Annotated in this window: 24 protein-coding genes; 8 read left to right on the top strand and 16 right to left on the bottom strand. The window is 66.6% G+C overall.

The genetic code is table 11. The annotated features are described in order from the left end of the window. Positions 1-145: 145 nt before the first annotated feature. The 5 genes from ACSHSS_RS01160 (at position 146) to ACSHSS_RS01140 (ending at position 2,922) form a co-directional block, all read left to right on the top strand. Complete coding sequence (locus tag ACSHSS_RS01160) at positions 146-589, top strand: hypothetical protein (RefSeq protein WP_257765283.1); 444 nt, start codon at positions 146-148, stop codon at positions 587-589. 335 nt (positions 590-924) lie between these two features. Further along, complete coding sequence (locus tag ACSHSS_RS01155; protein ID WP_257765282.1) at positions 925-1,143, top strand: hypothetical protein; 219 nt, start codon at positions 925-927, stop codon at positions 1,141-1,143. Positions 1,144-1,234: 91 nt separating this feature from the next. Beyond that, entirely contained in the window at positions 1,235-1,657 is a 423-nt protein-coding gene (locus ACSHSS_RS01150) for a hypothetical protein (protein WP_257765281.1), read from the top strand. An 89-nt stretch (positions 1,658-1,746) separates the two neighbouring features. Beyond that, positions 1,747-2,208: a hypothetical protein gene (locus tag ACSHSS_RS01145; RefSeq protein WP_257765280.1), complete on the top strand. Its 462-nt coding sequence runs from the start codon at positions 1,747-1,749 to the stop codon at positions 2,206-2,208. Between the two features lie 18 nt (positions 2,209-2,226). After that, positions 2,227-2,922, top strand: a complete 696-nt coding sequence (locus tag ACSHSS_RS01140; protein WP_257765279.1) for a hypothetical protein — start codon at positions 2,227-2,229, stop codon at positions 2,920-2,922. A gap of 169 nt (positions 2,923-3,091) precedes the next feature. On the opposite strand, the gene ACSHSS_RS01135 is transcribed toward ACSHSS_RS01140, so the two are convergent. From ACSHSS_RS01135 to ACSHSS_RS01125, 3 genes are all read right to left on the bottom strand, one after another. After that, complete coding sequence (locus tag ACSHSS_RS01135) at positions 3,092-3,394, bottom strand: hypothetical protein (protein WP_257765277.1); 303 nt, start codon at positions 3,392-3,394, stop codon at positions 3,092-3,094. A gap of 46 nt (positions 3,395-3,440) precedes the next feature. Beyond that, on the bottom strand, positions 3,441-4,190 hold the full coding sequence (locus ACSHSS_RS01130; protein ID WP_258898190.1) for a hypothetical protein: 750 nt from the start codon (positions 4,188-4,190) through the stop codon (positions 3,441-3,443). A 77-nt stretch (positions 4,191-4,267) separates the two neighbouring features. Next, positions 4,268-5,515, bottom strand: coding sequence for a hypothetical protein (locus ACSHSS_RS01125; protein ID WP_257765275.1), 1,248 nt, complete (start codon positions 5,513-5,515; stop codon positions 4,268-4,270). Between the two features lie 109 nt (positions 5,516-5,624). On the opposite strand from ACSHSS_RS01125, the gene ACSHSS_RS01120 reads away from it, so the two are divergent. Further along, complete coding sequence (locus ACSHSS_RS01120) at positions 5,625-6,020, top strand: helix-turn-helix domain-containing protein (RefSeq protein WP_257765274.1); 396 nt, start codon at positions 5,625-5,627, stop codon at positions 6,018-6,020. Between the two features lie 14 nt (positions 6,021-6,034). On the opposite strand, the gene ACSHSS_RS01115 is transcribed toward ACSHSS_RS01120, so the two are convergent. The 13 genes from ACSHSS_RS01115 to ACSHSS_RS01055 form a co-directional block, all read right to left on the bottom strand. Next, on the bottom strand, positions 6,035-6,724 hold the full coding sequence (locus ACSHSS_RS01115; protein WP_310495761.1) for a hypothetical protein: 690 nt from the start codon (positions 6,722-6,724) through the stop codon (positions 6,035-6,037). Beyond that, positions 6,721-7,374, bottom strand: a complete 654-nt coding sequence (locus tag ACSHSS_RS01110; RefSeq protein WP_257765271.1) for an ankyrin repeat domain-containing protein — start codon at positions 7,372-7,374, stop codon at positions 6,721-6,723. The genes ACSHSS_RS01115 and ACSHSS_RS01110 overlap by 4 nt, the downstream gene beginning before the upstream one ends. A 65-nt stretch (positions 7,375-7,439) precedes the next feature. Next, positions 7,440-7,574 (bottom strand): hypothetical protein, encoded by a 135-nt coding sequence (locus ACSHSS_RS01105; protein WP_257724553.1) that lies wholly within the window; start codon positions 7,572-7,574, stop codon positions 7,440-7,442. Further along, positions 7,571-7,888 (bottom strand): hypothetical protein, encoded by a 318-nt coding sequence (locus ACSHSS_RS01100; RefSeq protein ID WP_257765270.1) that lies wholly within the window; start codon positions 7,886-7,888, stop codon positions 7,571-7,573. The genes ACSHSS_RS01105 and ACSHSS_RS01100 overlap by 4 nt, the downstream gene beginning before the upstream one ends. A gap of 14 nt (positions 7,889-7,902) precedes the next feature. Continuing rightward, positions 7,903-8,139: a hypothetical protein gene (locus ACSHSS_RS01095; protein WP_155632163.1), complete on the bottom strand. Its 237-nt coding sequence runs from the start codon at positions 8,137-8,139 to the stop codon at positions 7,903-7,905. Next, on the bottom strand, positions 8,136-8,525 hold the full coding sequence (locus ACSHSS_RS01090; protein WP_059890118.1) for a hypothetical protein: 390 nt from the start codon (positions 8,523-8,525) through the stop codon (positions 8,136-8,138). Before ACSHSS_RS01090 ends, ACSHSS_RS01095 begins: the two co-directional genes overlap by 4 nt. Before the next feature lies 1 nt (position 8,526). Then, positions 8,527-8,793: a hypothetical protein gene (locus ACSHSS_RS01085; RefSeq protein WP_060043521.1), complete on the bottom strand. Its 267-nt coding sequence runs from the start codon at positions 8,791-8,793 to the stop codon at positions 8,527-8,529. A gap of 142 nt (positions 8,794-8,935) precedes the next feature. Beyond that, on the bottom strand, positions 8,936-9,499 hold the full coding sequence (locus tag ACSHSS_RS01080) for a hypothetical protein (protein ID WP_310495760.1): 564 nt from the start codon (positions 9,497-9,499) through the stop codon (positions 8,936-8,938). A gap of 14 nt (positions 9,500-9,513) precedes the next feature. Next, positions 9,514-10,386, bottom strand: coding sequence for a hypothetical protein (locus ACSHSS_RS01075; RefSeq protein ID WP_257765267.1), 873 nt, complete (start codon positions 10,384-10,386; stop codon positions 9,514-9,516). A gap of 62 nt (positions 10,387-10,448) precedes the next feature. After that, positions 10,449-10,745 (bottom strand): hypothetical protein, encoded by a 297-nt coding sequence (locus ACSHSS_RS01070; RefSeq protein ID WP_257765266.1) that lies wholly within the window; start codon positions 10,743-10,745, stop codon positions 10,449-10,451. After that, positions 10,742-11,206, bottom strand: a complete 465-nt coding sequence (locus ACSHSS_RS01065; RefSeq protein ID WP_257765265.1) for a hypothetical protein — start codon at positions 11,204-11,206, stop codon at positions 10,742-10,744. The genes ACSHSS_RS01070 and ACSHSS_RS01065 overlap by 4 nt, the downstream gene beginning before the upstream one ends. A 132-nt stretch (positions 11,207-11,338) precedes the next feature. Further along, positions 11,339-11,488 carry a hypothetical protein gene (locus ACSHSS_RS01060; RefSeq protein ID WP_257765264.1) on the bottom strand — a complete coding sequence of 50 codons (150 nt, stop codon included), beginning with the start codon at positions 11,486-11,488 and terminating at the stop codon, positions 11,339-11,341. A gap of 117 nt (positions 11,489-11,605) precedes the next feature. Beyond that, positions 11,606-11,953, bottom strand: a complete 348-nt coding sequence (locus tag ACSHSS_RS01055; protein WP_257765263.1) for a hypothetical protein — start codon at positions 11,951-11,953, stop codon at positions 11,606-11,608. Between the two features lie 301 nt (positions 11,954-12,254). Here ACSHSS_RS01055 and ACSHSS_RS01050 point away from each other — a divergent pair, with 301 nt between their 5' ends. Both ACSHSS_RS01050 and ACSHSS_RS01045 read left to right on the top strand, forming a co-directional pair. After that, the gene (locus tag ACSHSS_RS01050) at positions 12,255-12,617 is read left to right on the top strand and encodes a hypothetical protein (RefSeq protein ID WP_257765262.1); all 363 of its coding nucleotides are present in this window, start codon (positions 12,255-12,257) and stop codon (positions 12,615-12,617) included. Positions 12,618-12,633: 16 nt separating this feature from the next. Then, positions 12,634-15,189, top strand: a complete 2,556-nt coding sequence (locus ACSHSS_RS01045; RefSeq protein ID WP_257765261.1) for a type IV secretion system DNA-binding domain-containing protein — start codon at positions 12,634-12,636, stop codon at positions 15,187-15,189. The last annotated feature ends 94 nt before the right edge of the window (positions 15,190-15,283 follow it).

Here is a 15,283-nt window from a genome sequence, read left to right as displayed (position 1 = left end):
GTAACAATCGGAGATAGTGACGAAAATATATAAGTCGTTTGAGGCTATTTTTGCGCTCAAAAGTATTGATTTTTGCTGGTGGTACGAGAGACTGAAGGCGTAGGCAATGCACATCGCAACGCCGCTTGAAACCAGGAGACACATCATGAGTACCTTCGTTCGCCCCACCTACGCAGACCTCGACACGATCATCGGTAGCATCGAAGCCGAACGCGGCGATGCGTTCAACGAAGACCTTGCCGACGACACGCAATACCTCACCCTTATGATCAATGCATCCGTGACGATTGAGGGCACGGTGTTCAATCTGTTGCTGGAAGGTGTGGCGGAAGATGATCGCGATACCCTCGGCTTCTACACCAGCGGCCAGGGGAAACATGACGATCAAGACGAACTCCAAAAGGCTGTGTTGGCCCTTTTCGGCGAGGCCAACGGCGTGGATGACGACGACATTGCCGACTACATGCAGAGCGAAAGCACCCCCGCGACCGCATTCTGGGAGCGCCTTTGCAAAGCACTCTACGATGCCGGTGGCAACGTGTGGAGTGCCTTCACCGATGAAGTGTACGCCGCGGCAAACGAGGCTTGATGTACGCGGACGAGGTTCGAATCAACGGGGCGCACAAGTGCCCCGTTTTGTCGTTCATCGATGCGTGCGCAACCCTCACCAATGGCTAAAAACAACCCATAAAAACGGGCGCGTATCCGCGCCGGGCGACCCGCTGGCGCCCATCACCACGGGCCACGGCCGGGCTCTTGATGACCGCGTAACCATTGCCGTAACAATCGGAGATAGTGACGAAAATATATAAGTCGTTTGAGGCTATTTTCGTGCTCAAAAGTATTGATTTTTCCTGGTGGTACGAGAGACTAGGTGTGTAGGCAGCGCGCAACGCAAAGCCCCTCAAACCCAAGGAGACCATCATGACCGCACTCATCCCGAACCGCACCGAGTTCCGTTTCACCGGCCACAACGATGTTGTTTATGGCTACGGCAAGACCCGCATCGAAGCGATCGACGACGCCCGCGCCACGCTCGGCGAGCCGATGATGACCCAGGCCGACATCGACGAAAACGGCTACATCGTCGAGGTTGAGCAGCAGCAGGACACGTACACCGGAGAGTGGAGCGACGTGAAGTAAGCCCGCCCCCGCCAACGCTCCACCAGTGCCCGCAGCAATGCGGGTTTGGCGGTACCAGCGCCACTCCGGCGTTGACCACCAGGAGCCCATCATGGCAAAGAGCACCACCACCAACCAACCCGACCTGCTGTCGATCTACGAAAAAGCATCGGCCGTCGCCACGTTCCCCGGCGTGTCCGCGTCGCTCGGCGGCTGGAACGCCAAGGCCGTTCAGATCGACGTGACCGGCTACTCGCAGCAGTACGTCGAGAGCCCGGCCCACGACCCGGCCAACCTCATGTTCGTCATGGTGACGTACGGCCCGGGCAGCAAGCGCCCGCTCACGGTGTCGGAAATCAGCGCAGCGCAGTTCGACCGTTTCGCAGCCATCGGCTACGACCCGCGTTCGTCCGATGCGGACGAGCCTGCCGCGATCCGCAGCGCACTGGGCCTGGCCGAGGCCATCGCGCCGAACGTCATCCGCCACCAGGCCGAAGGCAAAAAGGAAAAGGTCGGCGGCTACCGCTTCGCGTAAGCAAAGCGCCCACGCGCTCACAGCCGGTCCGCAAGGGCCGGCTTCGGGGTACCAGGCCACGTCGGCCTGTTCACCCGGAGCGCACCATCATGGACACCACCGCTTTCACCATTCTTCAGGTCTTTCTCGCGCCCCTTGACGGGCAAACGATCCCCTTGCCGCCCGTGCTGGACGTTATCGCCCGCGTGCTGGGCGGCCTGCTCACCGCGACGATCGCCATCGCCATGCTCTTGCTCCTTGCCTGGCTGATCGATGCTTGCCGAACCCGCGACGGCCGTGCCGGCATCGTTGCGACCGGGCTCGCTACGGCCTACGGCGCACTTCACATCGTCGTTCACGTGGGAGCGCTGTTCACGGCCTTTGCCGCCGGTTGCTGGCTGATCTTTGCCGCGATGCTCGTGTCGGTGCGGCACCCGAACCTCGCCGTCGGCGACGCGCTGCCGGTCCTGTTCGGCATCGCGGCGGTGGCGCTGCTGTACTTCTCGCAGAAAGCCGCCGGTGCGCTGTTGAAGCGCCTCGACACCGCCGTGGCCTCGCGCCTCACCGCTTGACGCCTGGGAGCCCGAATCATGACCACCACCACCCACGCGCAACGCCCGCACGACGACTGGCTCACGTTGCAGCAGGTCGCCGAACGGCTCGGCGTTGCGCTCGTCACCGTTAAAAAATGGTGGCGCGACGGCGAGTTCTACCGTCTCCCGCCCGGTGAGCCCGACACCATTTCGACACGGGCCTCGCGCGGTGCCGGCACGGGGTACAACAAGAGCCGCGGCGGCCGAATGGTCAACACGGCGCTGCTCGACACGTTCGTGCCGCCGTCGCAGCGCCTGCGTGCGACGATCGCCGCCGCCGGCCGCTTGACCGCCGACGAGGCGGCGGCGTTCATCGGGCGCAGCACGCCGCACCTGAACCGTGCCGCGCACGTTGGCGACCTGCCGTTCGTGCTCATCGACGGCGTGCGCGCGTTCGACCGGGCCGACCTGGAGACGTGGCGGGACATGCCGACGCCGACCGGTCGCCCGCGCCGCTCGCTGGACAGCGCGCGCAACAAGGCCGTGCGGGCCGGCCCGCTGCTCTCGTTGTCGGACGCCTGGCGCCTGCTGGGCTTTGCGGACCGGGCGAGCATCACGCGCCTCGTTCAGCGCGGCCGGCTGCCCGTCGTGTTCGACGAGCAAGGCCACCGGCGTGTGAACCGCACGGACGTGGAAGCCCTGGCCGCGGAGCGTGCGGCGAGGAAAGCGAAGCGGGCCGAGGCGCGACGCTGAACGGCGGCGCACCATGCGAAAGGCCCGGAAAACCGGGCCTTTTCTGCGTTTATGGTGCTCAACGGCTTGCCCACCGCCTCGCGCTGCGCGCGACGTGTGCACAACGGGATTCTGGCAAGGCGCGGGCTTGCCGATCCCGTTGCACACACGCGAGGGCCGTGGACAAGCCTCAACGATACGCTTGCATGTTCATCGCCGCGCCCAGCCGGTTGTACCACTCTTGCGCGCCCCTGCCGGTGTGGAAGTAGACGCGGTGCTGCGGCCGGTCCAGGTCGGTGGTGTTGATCAACACGTGCGGCTTGACCATGCCGTTCGACGTGGACACTTCGACCGTTCGCACCTGGTCGAACGGTATGAGCCGCGGGGCGTTGAACCATCCCGTTTTTACGAGCAGTTGCCGGCTCGTCGGGTCGAGTTCGAGACGGCAGCGGCCGAATCCTTGGGTGTGGCGGTGGGTCGGGTTGAACGGCATGATGATGTTCTCTCTGGTGTTGTTGGTGATGGCATCGGTACGCGGGTCAACCGCGGTTGCCGGCCGGGTCGAACTTGTAAATCCACAGCCGGTAGTCGTAAAACGCCGTGCTCAAACCGCTCATGATCGACGTGTCGCCGAACGGGACGTAGCCGGTCACGTAGGCGATGCGCGCGTTGATCGCGTCGAGCCGCACTTGCAACGGGTTCGCGCCGACCGGGCTGGCCGACATCAGCGCCACGTTCATCGGGCGGGCCGGCGGCAACGGGCCGCGCGTGCGCTGCTCGCCCGTGTTCGAGACGTTCATCGGTGCGCGCGTCTGATCGAGTTTGTACGCGATCGTCCCGAGCGCCTGGTCGCTGATCGTCCCGGCCTGGCCCGTGGCGTCGCGCATGACCACCGGCGCGTCGCAGACCTGGAACACCTCGTCGTGCGACTGCTTGGCGCTCCGCCAGATCGTCGCCCGCACCTTCCAGCACGGCTCGTTGGCCCCGAACGCCAGGTATTCCAGGGCTACGCGCGGGTAAGCGATTTGCCCGTAGTTCGCTTTCTGCTGATTCTGCCCTGCGAAGAGCCCGGACAACGTGTTGCCACCGCTGATCGGCGTGTAGACCGGGCCAGCCGTAGCGGCTCCGCCGCTACCGCCCGATCCGCCGGTCACGCTGCTGATCGCGCCTTCGACCGCGTTGTTCGCTTTAGACACGAATCCGTTGATGTCCGGGCCACCGTTCGCGCAGCCGGCCAGCAGCCCCACCAGAACCGTCGCCGCCGCGACGGACGTTGCACGTCGTTTCATCGTTTCCCCCGCTTGTTGTTGAGTGCTGAAACTGAAAAACGGCCCCTTGCGGAGCCGTCGAAAAACAGGTGAGCCGGTCAGGGCAAGAACGCCGAGAGCCGTTGGTACAACGTGGCTTCCAGGCTGTTCGCACCGTCGGCCGTGTGCAGCAGCAAGGGCGACCCGTTGCTGTCCTTGAACGTGCTGTTGAACGCCGTGTCGAACGCGACCGCGAGGCGGCCGTCCTGCGCACCGGGCGCGTTCGGCGCACAGACGTTGTATTCGCCCGACGGCATGCCTTGCGTCTGCGATGCCGGCGGGATGATGCCGTTCGGAATCGGTTGCGCACACGCGGCCATCGCGGCGGCCTTGTAGGCGGCGATGAACGTCGGGATGTTCGTGAGGCCGTAGCCGAGGCCGCCCGGCGCGCTGCTGGTCAACAGGCCGATCGTGGCCTCGTACGCCGGGTACGACGTGCCCATGTCGCCGGCCGCCGTGCCGTTCGCCGGCAACAGGTCGGTCGCTTGCACCGCGGCCAGGACGCTGGCCTTGCTGCCCATCGGCAGTTGCGAAACGGTCGTCGCCATGCCTTCCTGGAACCAGGCTTCCATCCCGCCGAACGGCTCGGCGAGCGAGTAGAGCGCCGCGTGCGTGCCTTCGTGGCGGAACAGGTCGAAATAGCGCAGGCCCGGTGTGCCGTCGGTGTACGACGTGGCACCGGGGTAGCGGGCGTCGAAGTTGGCGCTGTCCGCCGCCATCAGTTGAACGATCACGCCGGCCGGACCTTGGGCCGTCTGGCCCGTGACGCTCCCGCCGGTTTCGCCCGCGCTCTGGCCGAGGGCGGTGTCCACGCACAGTTGCACCTTGTTCGTTCCGTCGAACGCCACACCCGACGCGGGCAAGCCCAGCGCCGCACGGATTTGCGGTACCGCTTGCTCGAACAGGTCGGCCGCGACCTCCTGGGCCTTGAGGCTCGCGCCATTGGTCGAGAAGACGATCACGTCCGGGGCATCGACCACCGTGGTCGAGGTGACGGCGGTGTTCGAGCAGTTCGACTGCATTGGGCTGTTGCCCACGCTGAACGCTGGGCCGGCGTAGTTCGTAACCACAGCGCCCGCGATGCTGGCCGGGACGGTGTACTGCGCTAGCAACGTCGCGCCGTTGCTCGCCGTCGGCGTGCTGGGCGACGTGGTGCCCGTGCCGGTCGTGCCGCCGGACGAACCACCGCCCGACGAGCCACCGCCACCACCGCCGCAGGCGGCCAGGGCCAGGGAAACGGCCGCAGCGGCGGCCAGCGTTTTCAGCGTTGTGTTGCGCATGTGAAACCCCCGAGTGGTGCGGTTCATCGTTGAACCTGCAAAATTCGTCAAGTGTTCGACCAAACCTGCATTCGGCGTCATTCTAATGTGTAACGGACGGCTTGACACTTGCATCGTGTGTCAAATCAGACGTTTTATGCAGGTGAAAATCGTGGTGGCAAAAGGTACGAAACAGCAGAGCGGGCGCGCGTTGATCGACGGGATCGGTCAACGCCTGGCCGCGCGGCGCAAGGCGCTAGGGTGGACGCAGGCCGTGATCGCGGAAAAGATTGGCGTGGCCGAGGAAACCATGTCGAGGATGGAAAGCGGCAAGGTCGCCATTTCGCTCGAACGCCTCGCACAACTCACCGACCTGCTGGACCTGCCGATGGACGAACTGCTGCTGCAAGTCTCCGAAAACCCGGGCGACGAAGCCCGAGCGCTGATCAAATCGTTGAAAGACCTGCCCCCGGCCGAGCGTGACCTGGTGTTGAACAACGCGCTCAACCTCGCCGCGCTGCTGCGCAAAAGCAAGGGCAAGCGGCAACGTTGAGCAGGCCGGCGCGTTCATGACCCGCCCCGCTCGTCGTTCCGATGGGCCGGCGGCGATTCAGCCGGCGGCGCTGGCTCCTCGCCCACGTCCAGATCGTCCATCGACCCCACATCGACCTCGCGCTCCTCGAGCAACGACGGGTTGCGCAGCGCCGCGAACATCAGCCGGCGCAACGCGCCCTCGCGGCCCAGGCCGTGGTCCGCGGCCATCGCGTCGAACTCGGCGAAGCGACCAGCCGGCACGTGCAGCATGACGACGTGGTGCGCCGACGCCTCGCGTTCGACGCCGAACGCGACCATTTCGGCGTCCGCCGTGTCGTCGAGTAGCCGGCGCAGCGCGTCGGCGAAGGTGCGCGCGGGCGACGGCCTCACGTCCGGCGGCATGGCCCCGTAGTACCAGTTACGCAGGAAGGCGTCCGTCGGTTCCGGTTCGTCGTGCAGGGCCGCGAGCGCCCGGTACAGCGGCAGCAGGCCGCAATCGTCGGCCAGGCCGATCGACAGCGCGCCTTCAGCGCTCCGGCCATACCGCACCGCGTGGTCGGTGCCGGACACCGTGACCAGCATCGTCAAGTCGGCGGTGTACGTGCTCGCCGACCCGTTGTCGGACGCGTCGATGAAGCCGAGGCGCACGCTGGCCTCGATCGCCTTCAGCGTCGCGGCGAACCGCAGCGTCTGGGCCGAGGCCCGTGCTTTCGTGTCGCTCATGACCGCGCCCCGCTCGCCGAGCACGATTTGAACGACGGGCGCGACGTGTCGGCGCCCAGCGACTCCAGCAGGGCCAGCACCTCGTTGCGCGTGCCGCGGGACGAGGTGCCCGGGTAAGCTTTGGACGTTTTGCCAAGGTTCAGGCGGACGGCCCGGTACGGCGTGACGACGCCCACCCGTTCGTCGAACCACCCACCGGCATCGACCGGGTGCCCGTGCTCAACGAGCCAGCGGACGGCGGCCAGGTTGCCGACCCTCGCGGCCTCGTGCAGCGGCGAGGTGGTGAACGTGCCCCACGTGCGCGGCAGGTCGATCGTCGCGCCCGCGTCGAGCAGCGCCTGGGCGTTGTTGAGCGCGTGCGGCGAAACAAGTGCGTTGCCGGTACCCGACGCCATGATCGCGAGCAGCAGCGGCGTGCTACCGCCCGCGTCCTGCGCGTTCACGTTCGCCCCGGCGGCGGCCAGGCGCTTGATCGCGGGCGCCCGGCCGAACATCGCGGCGAAGTGCATCACCGTGCGCCGTTGCGGGTCGCTCGGGTCCAGCGCGTTCACGTCCTCACCGGCGACGATCGCCGCGGTCAGTTCGTCGTCGTCGAGCCGGCGGATGGCCTCGAACAGCGGCGGCAAGGTGCGGGGAATGTCCTGGTCCATAAACGTCTCCTGAAAACAAAAAAGCCCGCGGGATCACGGGCTCGAACGTTGAGAAGGATCGCGGGTCAATCGGTCGCGTGCTCGTGCAGCACCGCGGCCCACAGCCGTTCCTGCCGGGCGTGACGCTGCCCGCGGTTCGTCTGGCGCTTCGTCTGCTTCGATCGGCTCGCTTTCTTCGGCTTCGATTTGCGGTCGTTCATGCGTCCACCTCGTCCGCCCACAGGTCGTCGTACGCTTTCGCGCACGCCACGCGATGCTCGCCGTGGAACGACAGGCCCAGCCACCGGTCCAGCCGTTCCTCGTCGGTGAGGTACAGGTCGCTCGACAGCAGCGACGCGGCGCACAGCGTCAGCGGCAACATCGCCCACGCGTCCAGCGGCGGCAGCACGCCGCGCAGAGCCAGCGCCGTGACGCCGGCCCCGATCAACACCGCGTCCAGGGACAGCAGGGCCATGAGGGCGACGCCGCGCAGGTTCACGCCGTGATCGCGAAACAGGTTAAGCAGGTTGCGCATGACGATCTCCAGGTTCAGCGGTTGGCCGCGGTGAACGACTGCTCCGAGTCGGCGTCGAGCGCGGGCTTGCGGCGGACGATGAGCGGCCAGGCGCCCGCGACGAAGAACACGACGCCGACGAACAGCACGGACAGCGTGAGCAGAGGAAGGTCGTAAAACGCGGTCGCACCGCCGACGGCGAAAAACACCAGCGCAATGGCGAGCGGCCAGAGGCTGGGAACAACGAAACGAGGGTCGTACGTCATGGTCAAATCTCCCGGAGAGAAAGTGTTTGAAGTTCAAGAAGGCGGCGACGGGCACGGGCCAGGCGGCGGTCCGCGTGTTTCAACCGGGCGGTGACGACGCCCGCTTGACGGTTCAGCAGGAGCGAGGCGGTGAGCGAGCCGAGGGCGAGCAGTGCCTCGACGACGCAGAACACCAACAGGTTGCCCGCGGGTTGCCGGCCAGCGGCCAGCGTGAGCAACGCGCCGAGCGTCACGCAGAACGACGCGGCCGAGGCCGACACGCTCACGCGGAAGGCGATCGACACGCGACGGAGCGACGCCTGGGCGGCGGCCCGTTCGTGCTTGTAATGGTCCTTGCGGGCCACGTAGCCATGAAGTCCGAACATCACCGTCGCGCGCCGAGCCGTGTTCATGTCAGCGGCTCCACTGGTTGCGTTTGGCCGACTCGCCGTGCAGGTCGGCGTAACGGCGCAGGAACGCCTGGCGTTCGCCAGGCGTGAGGCTTTCCATCGCGAGCAAGGCAGCGCCGATGTACGCGGTGCGCGTGACGCCCACGGCTTCACGCTCCCGGTCGACGTTCGCACCGACGCTGCGCACCAGCGCCAGAGTCGTGCGCCACCGGTCGGCCGCGTGACGCGCGAGCCAGGATCGCTGGCGTTGTGCGTTTTTCGACAGGGACATGCGGGGCTCCAAAAAGGGGAGGCGTTAGCACTAACGCCACAACCCACCCTCTCTCTAGAGAGGGCTCGAGTCAAACATCGACCGCAAAAAAAGATGGGGGCCGTAGGCCCCCGATCGCTTCGCGCGGTGTCGCCTGCGGCGGTCACTTGCCGTCCGGCGACCAACTCGTGTGCTTGCACGTCGAGCAGGCGTAGTACGTCCGGCCCGCGTTCGTGCCGGTGCCCGCGCGGGCGAGCATGTGCCCCTCGCCGCACTTCGGGCAGAGCGGCGCGGCCGATGCCGGCGTGGCCGGTTCGGCCGAGGCCGACGGCTTCAACGCGTCGAGCAGCCCCTGCAACGTCGAGGTGAGCCGGTCGATGTCGTGCTTCAGCACGTTGAACTGGCTGTCGGTTTGCTCTTTCATGTGCGCCACAACCCGCACGTTCGCCCGGTCCATGCGCGTCGCCACGTCGGCCAGCGCGTCGTCGAAAACCTTGGCCGCGGCGGCGGCCACCTGGCGCCGGATCGACGACTCCATGTCGTCGTACAGGGCGCGCTGCTGCTCCAGCACGCGCTCCGTTTCTGCCTGGCCGTTGGCCGCGCGCAGGGCGGTGTCGTGGACGTACTCGGCCAGTTTCAGGCCGGCGGCGTCGGCGGCCCGCTGAACGGTCGCCACCTCGCGCTCGCTGAACCGGATGCCTTTAAAGACGGTGCGGGTTTCTTTCACGGTGGTCTCCAGGATCAAAGGCGCTTGCGCGTGGGCGCGGATGCGGGCTGGTCGGCGACCGGTTCGGGTTGCACGTCGGCGGCCTGGCGCAGCGCGCGGGCCTCGTACGCCACATGCGCCGCTTCGCGAAACCGGTTGTAACGAACGTCATGGCGATCCGCAGGGTTCGCGGGCGACCAGTGGGTTACGTTGAACAGCAGGGCGCGCACGACGCCCAACTCCCCGTCGTTTTGATCATCGCGATGCACGGCGGGCTGGTAGTTACCGGCCGCGTCCACATCGGACAGGTCGATCTCGCGAGGAGCCGGGTTCAGACCTTGGCGGTAGAACCATTTGCACGGGAACGCACGCAGCCGGCCGTTTTGCAGATCGGCCCACAGCACCGCGTTGCGCACCGCCCACAGCACCGGCACCCCCCACGTGAGGATCGACAACGTGGTGATCGTGGCCGGTCGGGCGTTGTCCGCCAGACCGCAGACGGCCCAGGCCGCGTCGTACGCATCGAGCAGTGATTCACGCGTGACCCTCACCCATTCGTCGCCCACGAGCAGGAACAGGTCGTCGTTCCGGTTCACGGCAAACCTGCCGTCGGCAAGCAACGCGTCCCGCACTTGCAACGCCGCCCAGTGCGGCCCGCGCTGTTCCAGTTCATCGGCGGTCGGCGGGGCCGGGTCAAACCCGGGCAATGCCCGGACCGGCGGCGGTTCTTGGTAGAACGCCTTCGGCGAGGTTTCGGGAACGTCGATCGTCGGCGACCGTGCGAACGTCCGGCCCTGCCGCGCCACCAGCCAGTTGGTGAGGGCGACCGGCAAGCGGACCAGGCCGAAGGCCGCGAGCACGCCGAAGGCGATGAGCAGCACGTTGAAACACTGCTGTACCGTGGGCATGGCGGGGCTCCAATAAAAAAGCCCGTGCGTCACGGGCTCGAACGTTGAACAACAGGGAAGGGTCAGGCCGGGGCGCGGGCCAGCCGCATGTAGTGCTTCAGGTACAGCGCACGTTCACGGTCCGGTAAGGACAACCAGGCGAGCAGCGCCGCGCCCAGGTGATCGCTCACGCGGGCGGTGGCGGTCGCCTGTTCCGGCCCGGTCAAGCCGTGGCTTTTCTCGACCCAGGCCGCGTGCGCGGGCACCAGAGCCTTCACGTCCGCGTAGACTTTGCGGACGATCGACGTACCAACGGCTTGCCGCGTCGCCTGCCGGCGAGCGCGTGAGGCGCGAGCGCGGACGGTGCCGGGGCTGGTCATGACGTGGCCTCGTCGTTCATGGCCGCCAGGCTGCTGAAGTCGAACGACGGTCCGTCGTGCGCGTCATGGGGCGCCTGCTGTTCATCGGGCGCCTCGATCGACGCGGTGGCGGGCACCGGCACCGCGTCGTCCGGCTGAACCGCGGCGAGTTCCTGGTACCGCTGAACGGCACGGACGCGGTTTTTCATCGGCTGCTCACGAAACGCCAGCAGCGCCGCGCCGAGGTAGTCCGCCATGCGGACCCGGCGCGGCTTCGCCGATCCGTCGGCCTTGCCGGTTTTCTTGCCGGCGGGCGCTGCGCCGTCGGCGCCCTGGCCTTCGGCCACGTACGCCTTGAAGTCGTTCAGGTGCGCGTCGTACACCTCGCGCACGATCACCGTGCTGACGAGGCGACGACGGGACGCCCACCTTGCGCGGTTCGCGTTCACGCGGGCGGTACTTTTCACTACGGGGTCGGTCACGGCGGGCCTCCGGTTAGCAAGTCATGAAACACCACGACTTCAGTACTACCAGGCGTTGCCGGGCCGTCAACCCCTCACGCTCCGGTACGTCCCACAGCACCATCGCGACGCGTCCGACCGATGGTCTGCCGCTCACCGGGCGCGCGCCCGGTCGCCGGTTTTGTTTTTCGGGCGAACGCGGCCCGATCGCTCACCCGTCGAAAAACGCCTGTTTTGCCCGTTTTGTTGCTTGCTGCGCTCGCTGGCCTTGTTCATGAAACGGGCGGCGATGTACGGCCCCATCGCACGCACCGTTCTCACGTTCAAGTCATGAAACGGGCACCACGAACGGCACGGTCTGAAGGATCGCAAGGCATGAAACGGGATGCGGGCAAGGCATGAAACGGCGGGGGCAGCAGGTCATGAAACAGACCACCGCGCACCCACGAACGGCACCGTCAGCAAGGCATGAAACAGAGCAGAGGTAAGGCATGAAACAACGGGACCAGAAGCGACGACGAAACCAGGGGGCGACGCATGAAACAAAGGGGCGTCGATGAGGGCAAGAGCAACAGCAAAGGCATGAAACACCAGAAGCAACGGCAACGGCAAAGGCGGGGACGACACATGAAACAAAGGCGTGTCGTCCGAGGCAACGGCAACGTCAAAGGCATGAAACACCCAAACCCGTCGGTGGTGGAAAGGCGGGGTGAAAGCATGAAACGCAGCGGTGTCGGTGTCGGCAGAAGCAAAGGCGCCGACTTCCACAGCACATACAGCGCTCCGCGCGGTACCCATTCCGCGCCTGCGGCGCGGCTGTTCGCCTGCGGCGCTGTATGTGCAGCAAGGCGTCCAGGCGTGAACCTCGCAGTACACGTTTTTCGCGCCCGGTGAACCTCGACCGACCACGAAAACCGGCGAAACGCCCGACCAGCAAAGCGTGCAGTGAGGTTCACGTTTTTATGCGTTCGCCATATCGCGGTGAACCTCGTGATTCTTTGACTTTAGGACGGCCTGGAGCGAGTACTGAAACATCCGCCGCACGCGGCGCTCGACAGGAACCCTCGCCATGAACAGTTTCAACTGCCGCCTGCCCGACGGCGACCTTCAACGCGTCAAAGACCTCGCCCAGGCCGACGGCGTGAGCATCACCGAGTGGTGCCGCCAGGCCGTGCGCGATCGCATCGCCGGCATGTCCGCCGTCGCCGGCATTCAGCGCGGCTTTGCTGAAGCGTTGCGCGATTTTCAGCGCGACGTGGCCGCGCAGGACAGGCAACGGCACCAGGAACTCGCGGCCGTCATGGCGTTGGTGGCCGAGCGCCTGACCGGGCAGAAACCGACCGCATCGGCCCCGGCCACCCACGCCGCATCGACGGCATCCACCCGCCCCGACGCGTCCCGCCCTCGCGCGGGCCAGGTCGCTAACGCCTGACGGCCTGGAGCATCCCATGAGCAAGAAAGCCAACGACGGCATGGTGTACTGGTTCGCACCACCGCCCAACATTGCGCCCTCGCAAAAATACGCGGTGCGGGCCACTGCCATCAAGGACGCGCTGCCCTCGCTGCTGCTGTACGTTATTTTCCTGCCGGTGGTCTGGCTGCTCTGCCCCGGTGATCCGGGCATGAACGCGTTGGTGGCGATTTGGGATGCGTTCGGGGCGCTCCTCAACGCCGCGACGCACGGCCGGTTCTTCACCGCCGAGGCGTACGACTTCAGTTGCCTCTGGACCTACCACAGCGCGGCGGTGCTGGCCCGTCTGGGGCTGGCCGCACTCCCGACGCTCGCGCTGGCGACGTACCTGTACCTCGACATGATGACCCCACGCAACAACGTGGTGTACCTCGACGGTCCGCGCCTGCTCGACGGCGACGAGGCGGTGGCAGCGGCCATTCGCGAGGCGCGGGGGCGCAGCGTTTCCGAAACGCTCACCCGCGAGGGATTCATCGCCGCGTTCCGGCAACTGATCCACCCGCCGAAGAACGACCCCTACATGTCGTTGTGCCCTTCGACCGGCATGTTCAGCCGGACGTGGTGGACCAAGCACCTCATCATCGTGGGCAAGATCGGGTCGGGCAAAACGATGATCCTGCTGCACATCCTCGACCAGATCGTGCTCGCCAAGACCCTGGCCGGCGCGAAGAACCGGGCCAAGAGCATCATCCTCGACGCCAAGGGCGATTTCACGTCGTTCTTCAAGCGGGCGATGATCCTCAACCCGTGGGACAAACGAACGGGCGTGTGGGACATCGCCGCCGACCTGGCCGACGTGTCGTCGGTCAAGAAGTTCGCGGCGTGCATGTTGCCGGTCAGCGGCGGCAGCGGGAAGTTCTTCGACGAGGCCGCGCAGAAGGTGATGGTGGCGATCGTCCGAACGCTGCACCACACCCACGGCAACAACTACGGGTTCACCGAACTGGCCGCACGCCACCGGCTGGGCCAGAAGGGCCTGGCCGAGTTGTTCGAGCCGTTCGCCAAGGTCGATCCGTACATCGAGATGGCGTACAACGACGTGAAGAACCCGGGGCAGGCCGTGGACAGCGTGCTGTCCACGCTGTCGAACGGCGCGGCCATGCTCACCGACCTGGCGATGGCCTGGCCGACCACCGTGCCGAACGACGAGCGCCCGCGTTTCTCGTGCCGGGGCTGGGCGCGCGACGACTGGAAAGGACCGCGCCACATCATCCTGCGCGGCAAGAGCGGCAACCCGTTGACCGAGGCGTTCATCGCGGCGCTGTTCAACATGCTCACGCCGCGGATCATGGACCTGCCCGACAGCAAGGGCCGCAACCTGTTCATGGTGTGCGACGAGTTCACCGCGCCCGGCAAACTCGAAATCATGCCGCTGATCGACAAGGGCCGTTCCAAAGGCTGCTGCGTGATCCTGGGGTTCCAGGACGCGAGCCAGATCACCGAGAAGTACGGCGCGGAGACGCAGAAAACCATTCTCTCGACCATCGGCTCGAAGATCATTTGCCAGGTCTCGGCCGGCGAGACGGCCGACAAACTGTCGGACGCGCTCGGCAAGCAGCGGGTGCTGATCACGAACAAGAGCAGCAGCGAGACGCCCGGGCAGGGCAAGGCGAGCGTCACGAGCAGCCAGCACGAGGAAACGCGTACCACCGTGCCGCCGCACGAACTCACCGACGCCGACGTGATGGGGCCGCGCAAAGTCCCGAAAAGCGAGGACGCGCCGGCCGGGTTCGTCGTGCGCGCGATCCTGTCGATGGGCAAGGACGCGTTGCGCCTCACGTGGCCCGGCCACGACACGGACGCGCGCATCAAGCGCCCGGTCGATGACGAGGCGGAATGGGCGCTGCCGATCACCGGCCCGCTGTCGCCGTTGCCGACGACGGAAACGGACGAGCCCCCGCCGCCCGCCGGCTCGCCGGAATCCGAGGACACGGCCACGGCCACCGCGACCAGCTGCGAAGGCGGTCAGGACGATGCCACGGCGAGCGCCACCGCCGACGACGACAACCCGGCCGACGAGGCCGGCCCCGAGACCGCGAGCACCAGCGAAGGCGGTCCCGACGACGGCGACCCCGACGACCTGATGGGCCTGCTCGACGACGTGGCCGATCCGATGGACGACGACGCCGACGAGGGCGGTGGCCTGGTGCAGGCGATCGAACCGACCGAGCCCCAGGCGCCGGCCGAGCCGGTCGCCGAGGCGACGGCCGCGATCGAGCCGGGCGAACCGCTCGACGACGGGTCCGCCGACCGGCAGCAGGTCGTCAGCGTCATCACCCACGACGTGCCCGATCCCGTGGCCGCCGCGAAACTCGCAAGCGAGGAACCGAAGGAGACCGTGGGCGCCGACCTGGGCGAGGTCGCCAGCGAGGTTGCGCAGGACTACGCGGCCGATGCGGTCGGCGAAGCGCTCCACGTGCCCGGGCTGGGCGGTCTGCTCGACGTGGCGAAACTCGTGGACATGTACCACGAGAGCAAGACGCCGACCGGGCCGACGACCAAGCAGACCATCACCACCATCCGCGGCCGGTGATCGGCAACGCCCCTTCTATATATAGAGGGGGCGTTGGCTGGACATCGCACCGTTCTGGAGCGACGATGGACTGGCGTTAGTGCTAACGCCAACC

The organism is Burkholderia sp. BC1, from assembly GCF_052683555.1.
This window is presented reverse-complemented; position numbering and strand designations above follow the sequence as displayed.

What these genes read in the sequence shown, in the direction of transcription:
- ACSHSS_RS01160 (WP_257765283.1), top strand. Translation starts at nt 146, where the DNA reads ATGAGTACCTTCGTTCGCCCCACCTACGCAGACCTCGACACGATCATC.
- ACSHSS_RS01155 (WP_257765282.1), top strand. Translation starts at nt 925, where the DNA reads ATGACCGCACTCATCCCGAACCGCACCGAGTTCCGTTTCACCGGCCAC.
- ACSHSS_RS01150 (WP_257765281.1), top strand. Translation starts at nt 1,235, where the DNA reads ATGGCAAAGAGCACCACCACCAACCAACCCGACCTGCTGTCGATCTAC.
- ACSHSS_RS01145 (WP_257765280.1), top strand. Translation starts at nt 1,747, where the DNA reads ATGGACACCACCGCTTTCACCATTCTTCAGGTCTTTCTCGCGCCCCTT.
- ACSHSS_RS01140 (WP_257765279.1), top strand. Translation starts at nt 2,227, where the DNA reads ATGACCACCACCACCCACGCGCAACGCCCGCACGACGACTGGCTCACG.
- ACSHSS_RS01135 (WP_257765277.1), bottom strand. Translation starts at nt 3,394, where the DNA reads ATGCCGTTCAACCCGACCCACCGCCACACCCAAGGATTCGGCCGCTGC.
- ACSHSS_RS01130 (WP_258898190.1), bottom strand. Translation starts at nt 4,190, where the DNA reads ATGAAACGACGTGCAACGTCCGTCGCGGCGGCGACGGTTCTGGTGGGG.
- ACSHSS_RS01125 (WP_257765275.1), bottom strand. Translation starts at nt 5,515, where the DNA reads ATGAACCGCACCACTCGGGGGTTTCACATGCGCAACACAACGCTGAAA.
- ACSHSS_RS01120 (WP_257765274.1), top strand. Translation starts at nt 5,625, where the DNA reads ATGCAGGTGAAAATCGTGGTGGCAAAAGGTACGAAACAGCAGAGCGGG.
- ACSHSS_RS01115 (WP_310495761.1), bottom strand. Translation starts at nt 6,724, where the DNA reads ATGAGCGACACGAAAGCACGGGCCTCGGCCCAGACGCTGCGGTTCGCC.
- ACSHSS_RS01110 (WP_257765271.1), bottom strand. Translation starts at nt 7,374, where the DNA reads ATGGACCAGGACATTCCCCGCACCTTGCCGCCGCTGTTCGAGGCCATC.
- ACSHSS_RS01105 (WP_257724553.1), bottom strand. Translation starts at nt 7,574, where the DNA reads ATGAACGACCGCAAATCGAAGCCGAAGAAAGCGAGCCGATCGAAGCAG.
- ACSHSS_RS01100 (WP_257765270.1), bottom strand. Translation starts at nt 7,888, where the DNA reads ATGCGCAACCTGCTTAACCTGTTTCGCGATCACGGCGTGAACCTGCGC.
- ACSHSS_RS01090 (WP_059890118.1), bottom strand. Translation starts at nt 8,525, where the DNA reads ATGAACACGGCTCGGCGCGCGACGGTGATGTTCGGACTTCATGGCTAC.
- ACSHSS_RS01085 (WP_060043521.1), bottom strand. Translation starts at nt 8,793, where the DNA reads ATGTCCCTGTCGAAAAACGCACAACGCCAGCGATCCTGGCTCGCGCGT.
- ACSHSS_RS01075 (WP_257765267.1), bottom strand. Translation starts at nt 10,386, where the DNA reads ATGCCCACGGTACAGCAGTGTTTCAACGTGCTGCTCATCGCCTTCGGC.
- ACSHSS_RS01070 (WP_257765266.1), bottom strand. Translation starts at nt 10,745, where the DNA reads ATGACCAGCCCCGGCACCGTCCGCGCTCGCGCCTCACGCGCTCGCCGG.
- ACSHSS_RS01060 (WP_257765264.1), bottom strand. Translation starts at nt 11,488, where the DNA reads ATGGGGCCGTACATCGCCGCCCGTTTCATGAACAAGGCCAGCGAGCGC.
- ACSHSS_RS01050 (WP_257765262.1), top strand. Translation starts at nt 12,255, where the DNA reads ATGAACAGTTTCAACTGCCGCCTGCCCGACGGCGACCTTCAACGCGTC.
- ACSHSS_RS01045 (WP_257765261.1), top strand. Translation starts at nt 12,634, where the DNA reads ATGAGCAAGAAAGCCAACGACGGCATGGTGTACTGGTTCGCACCACCG.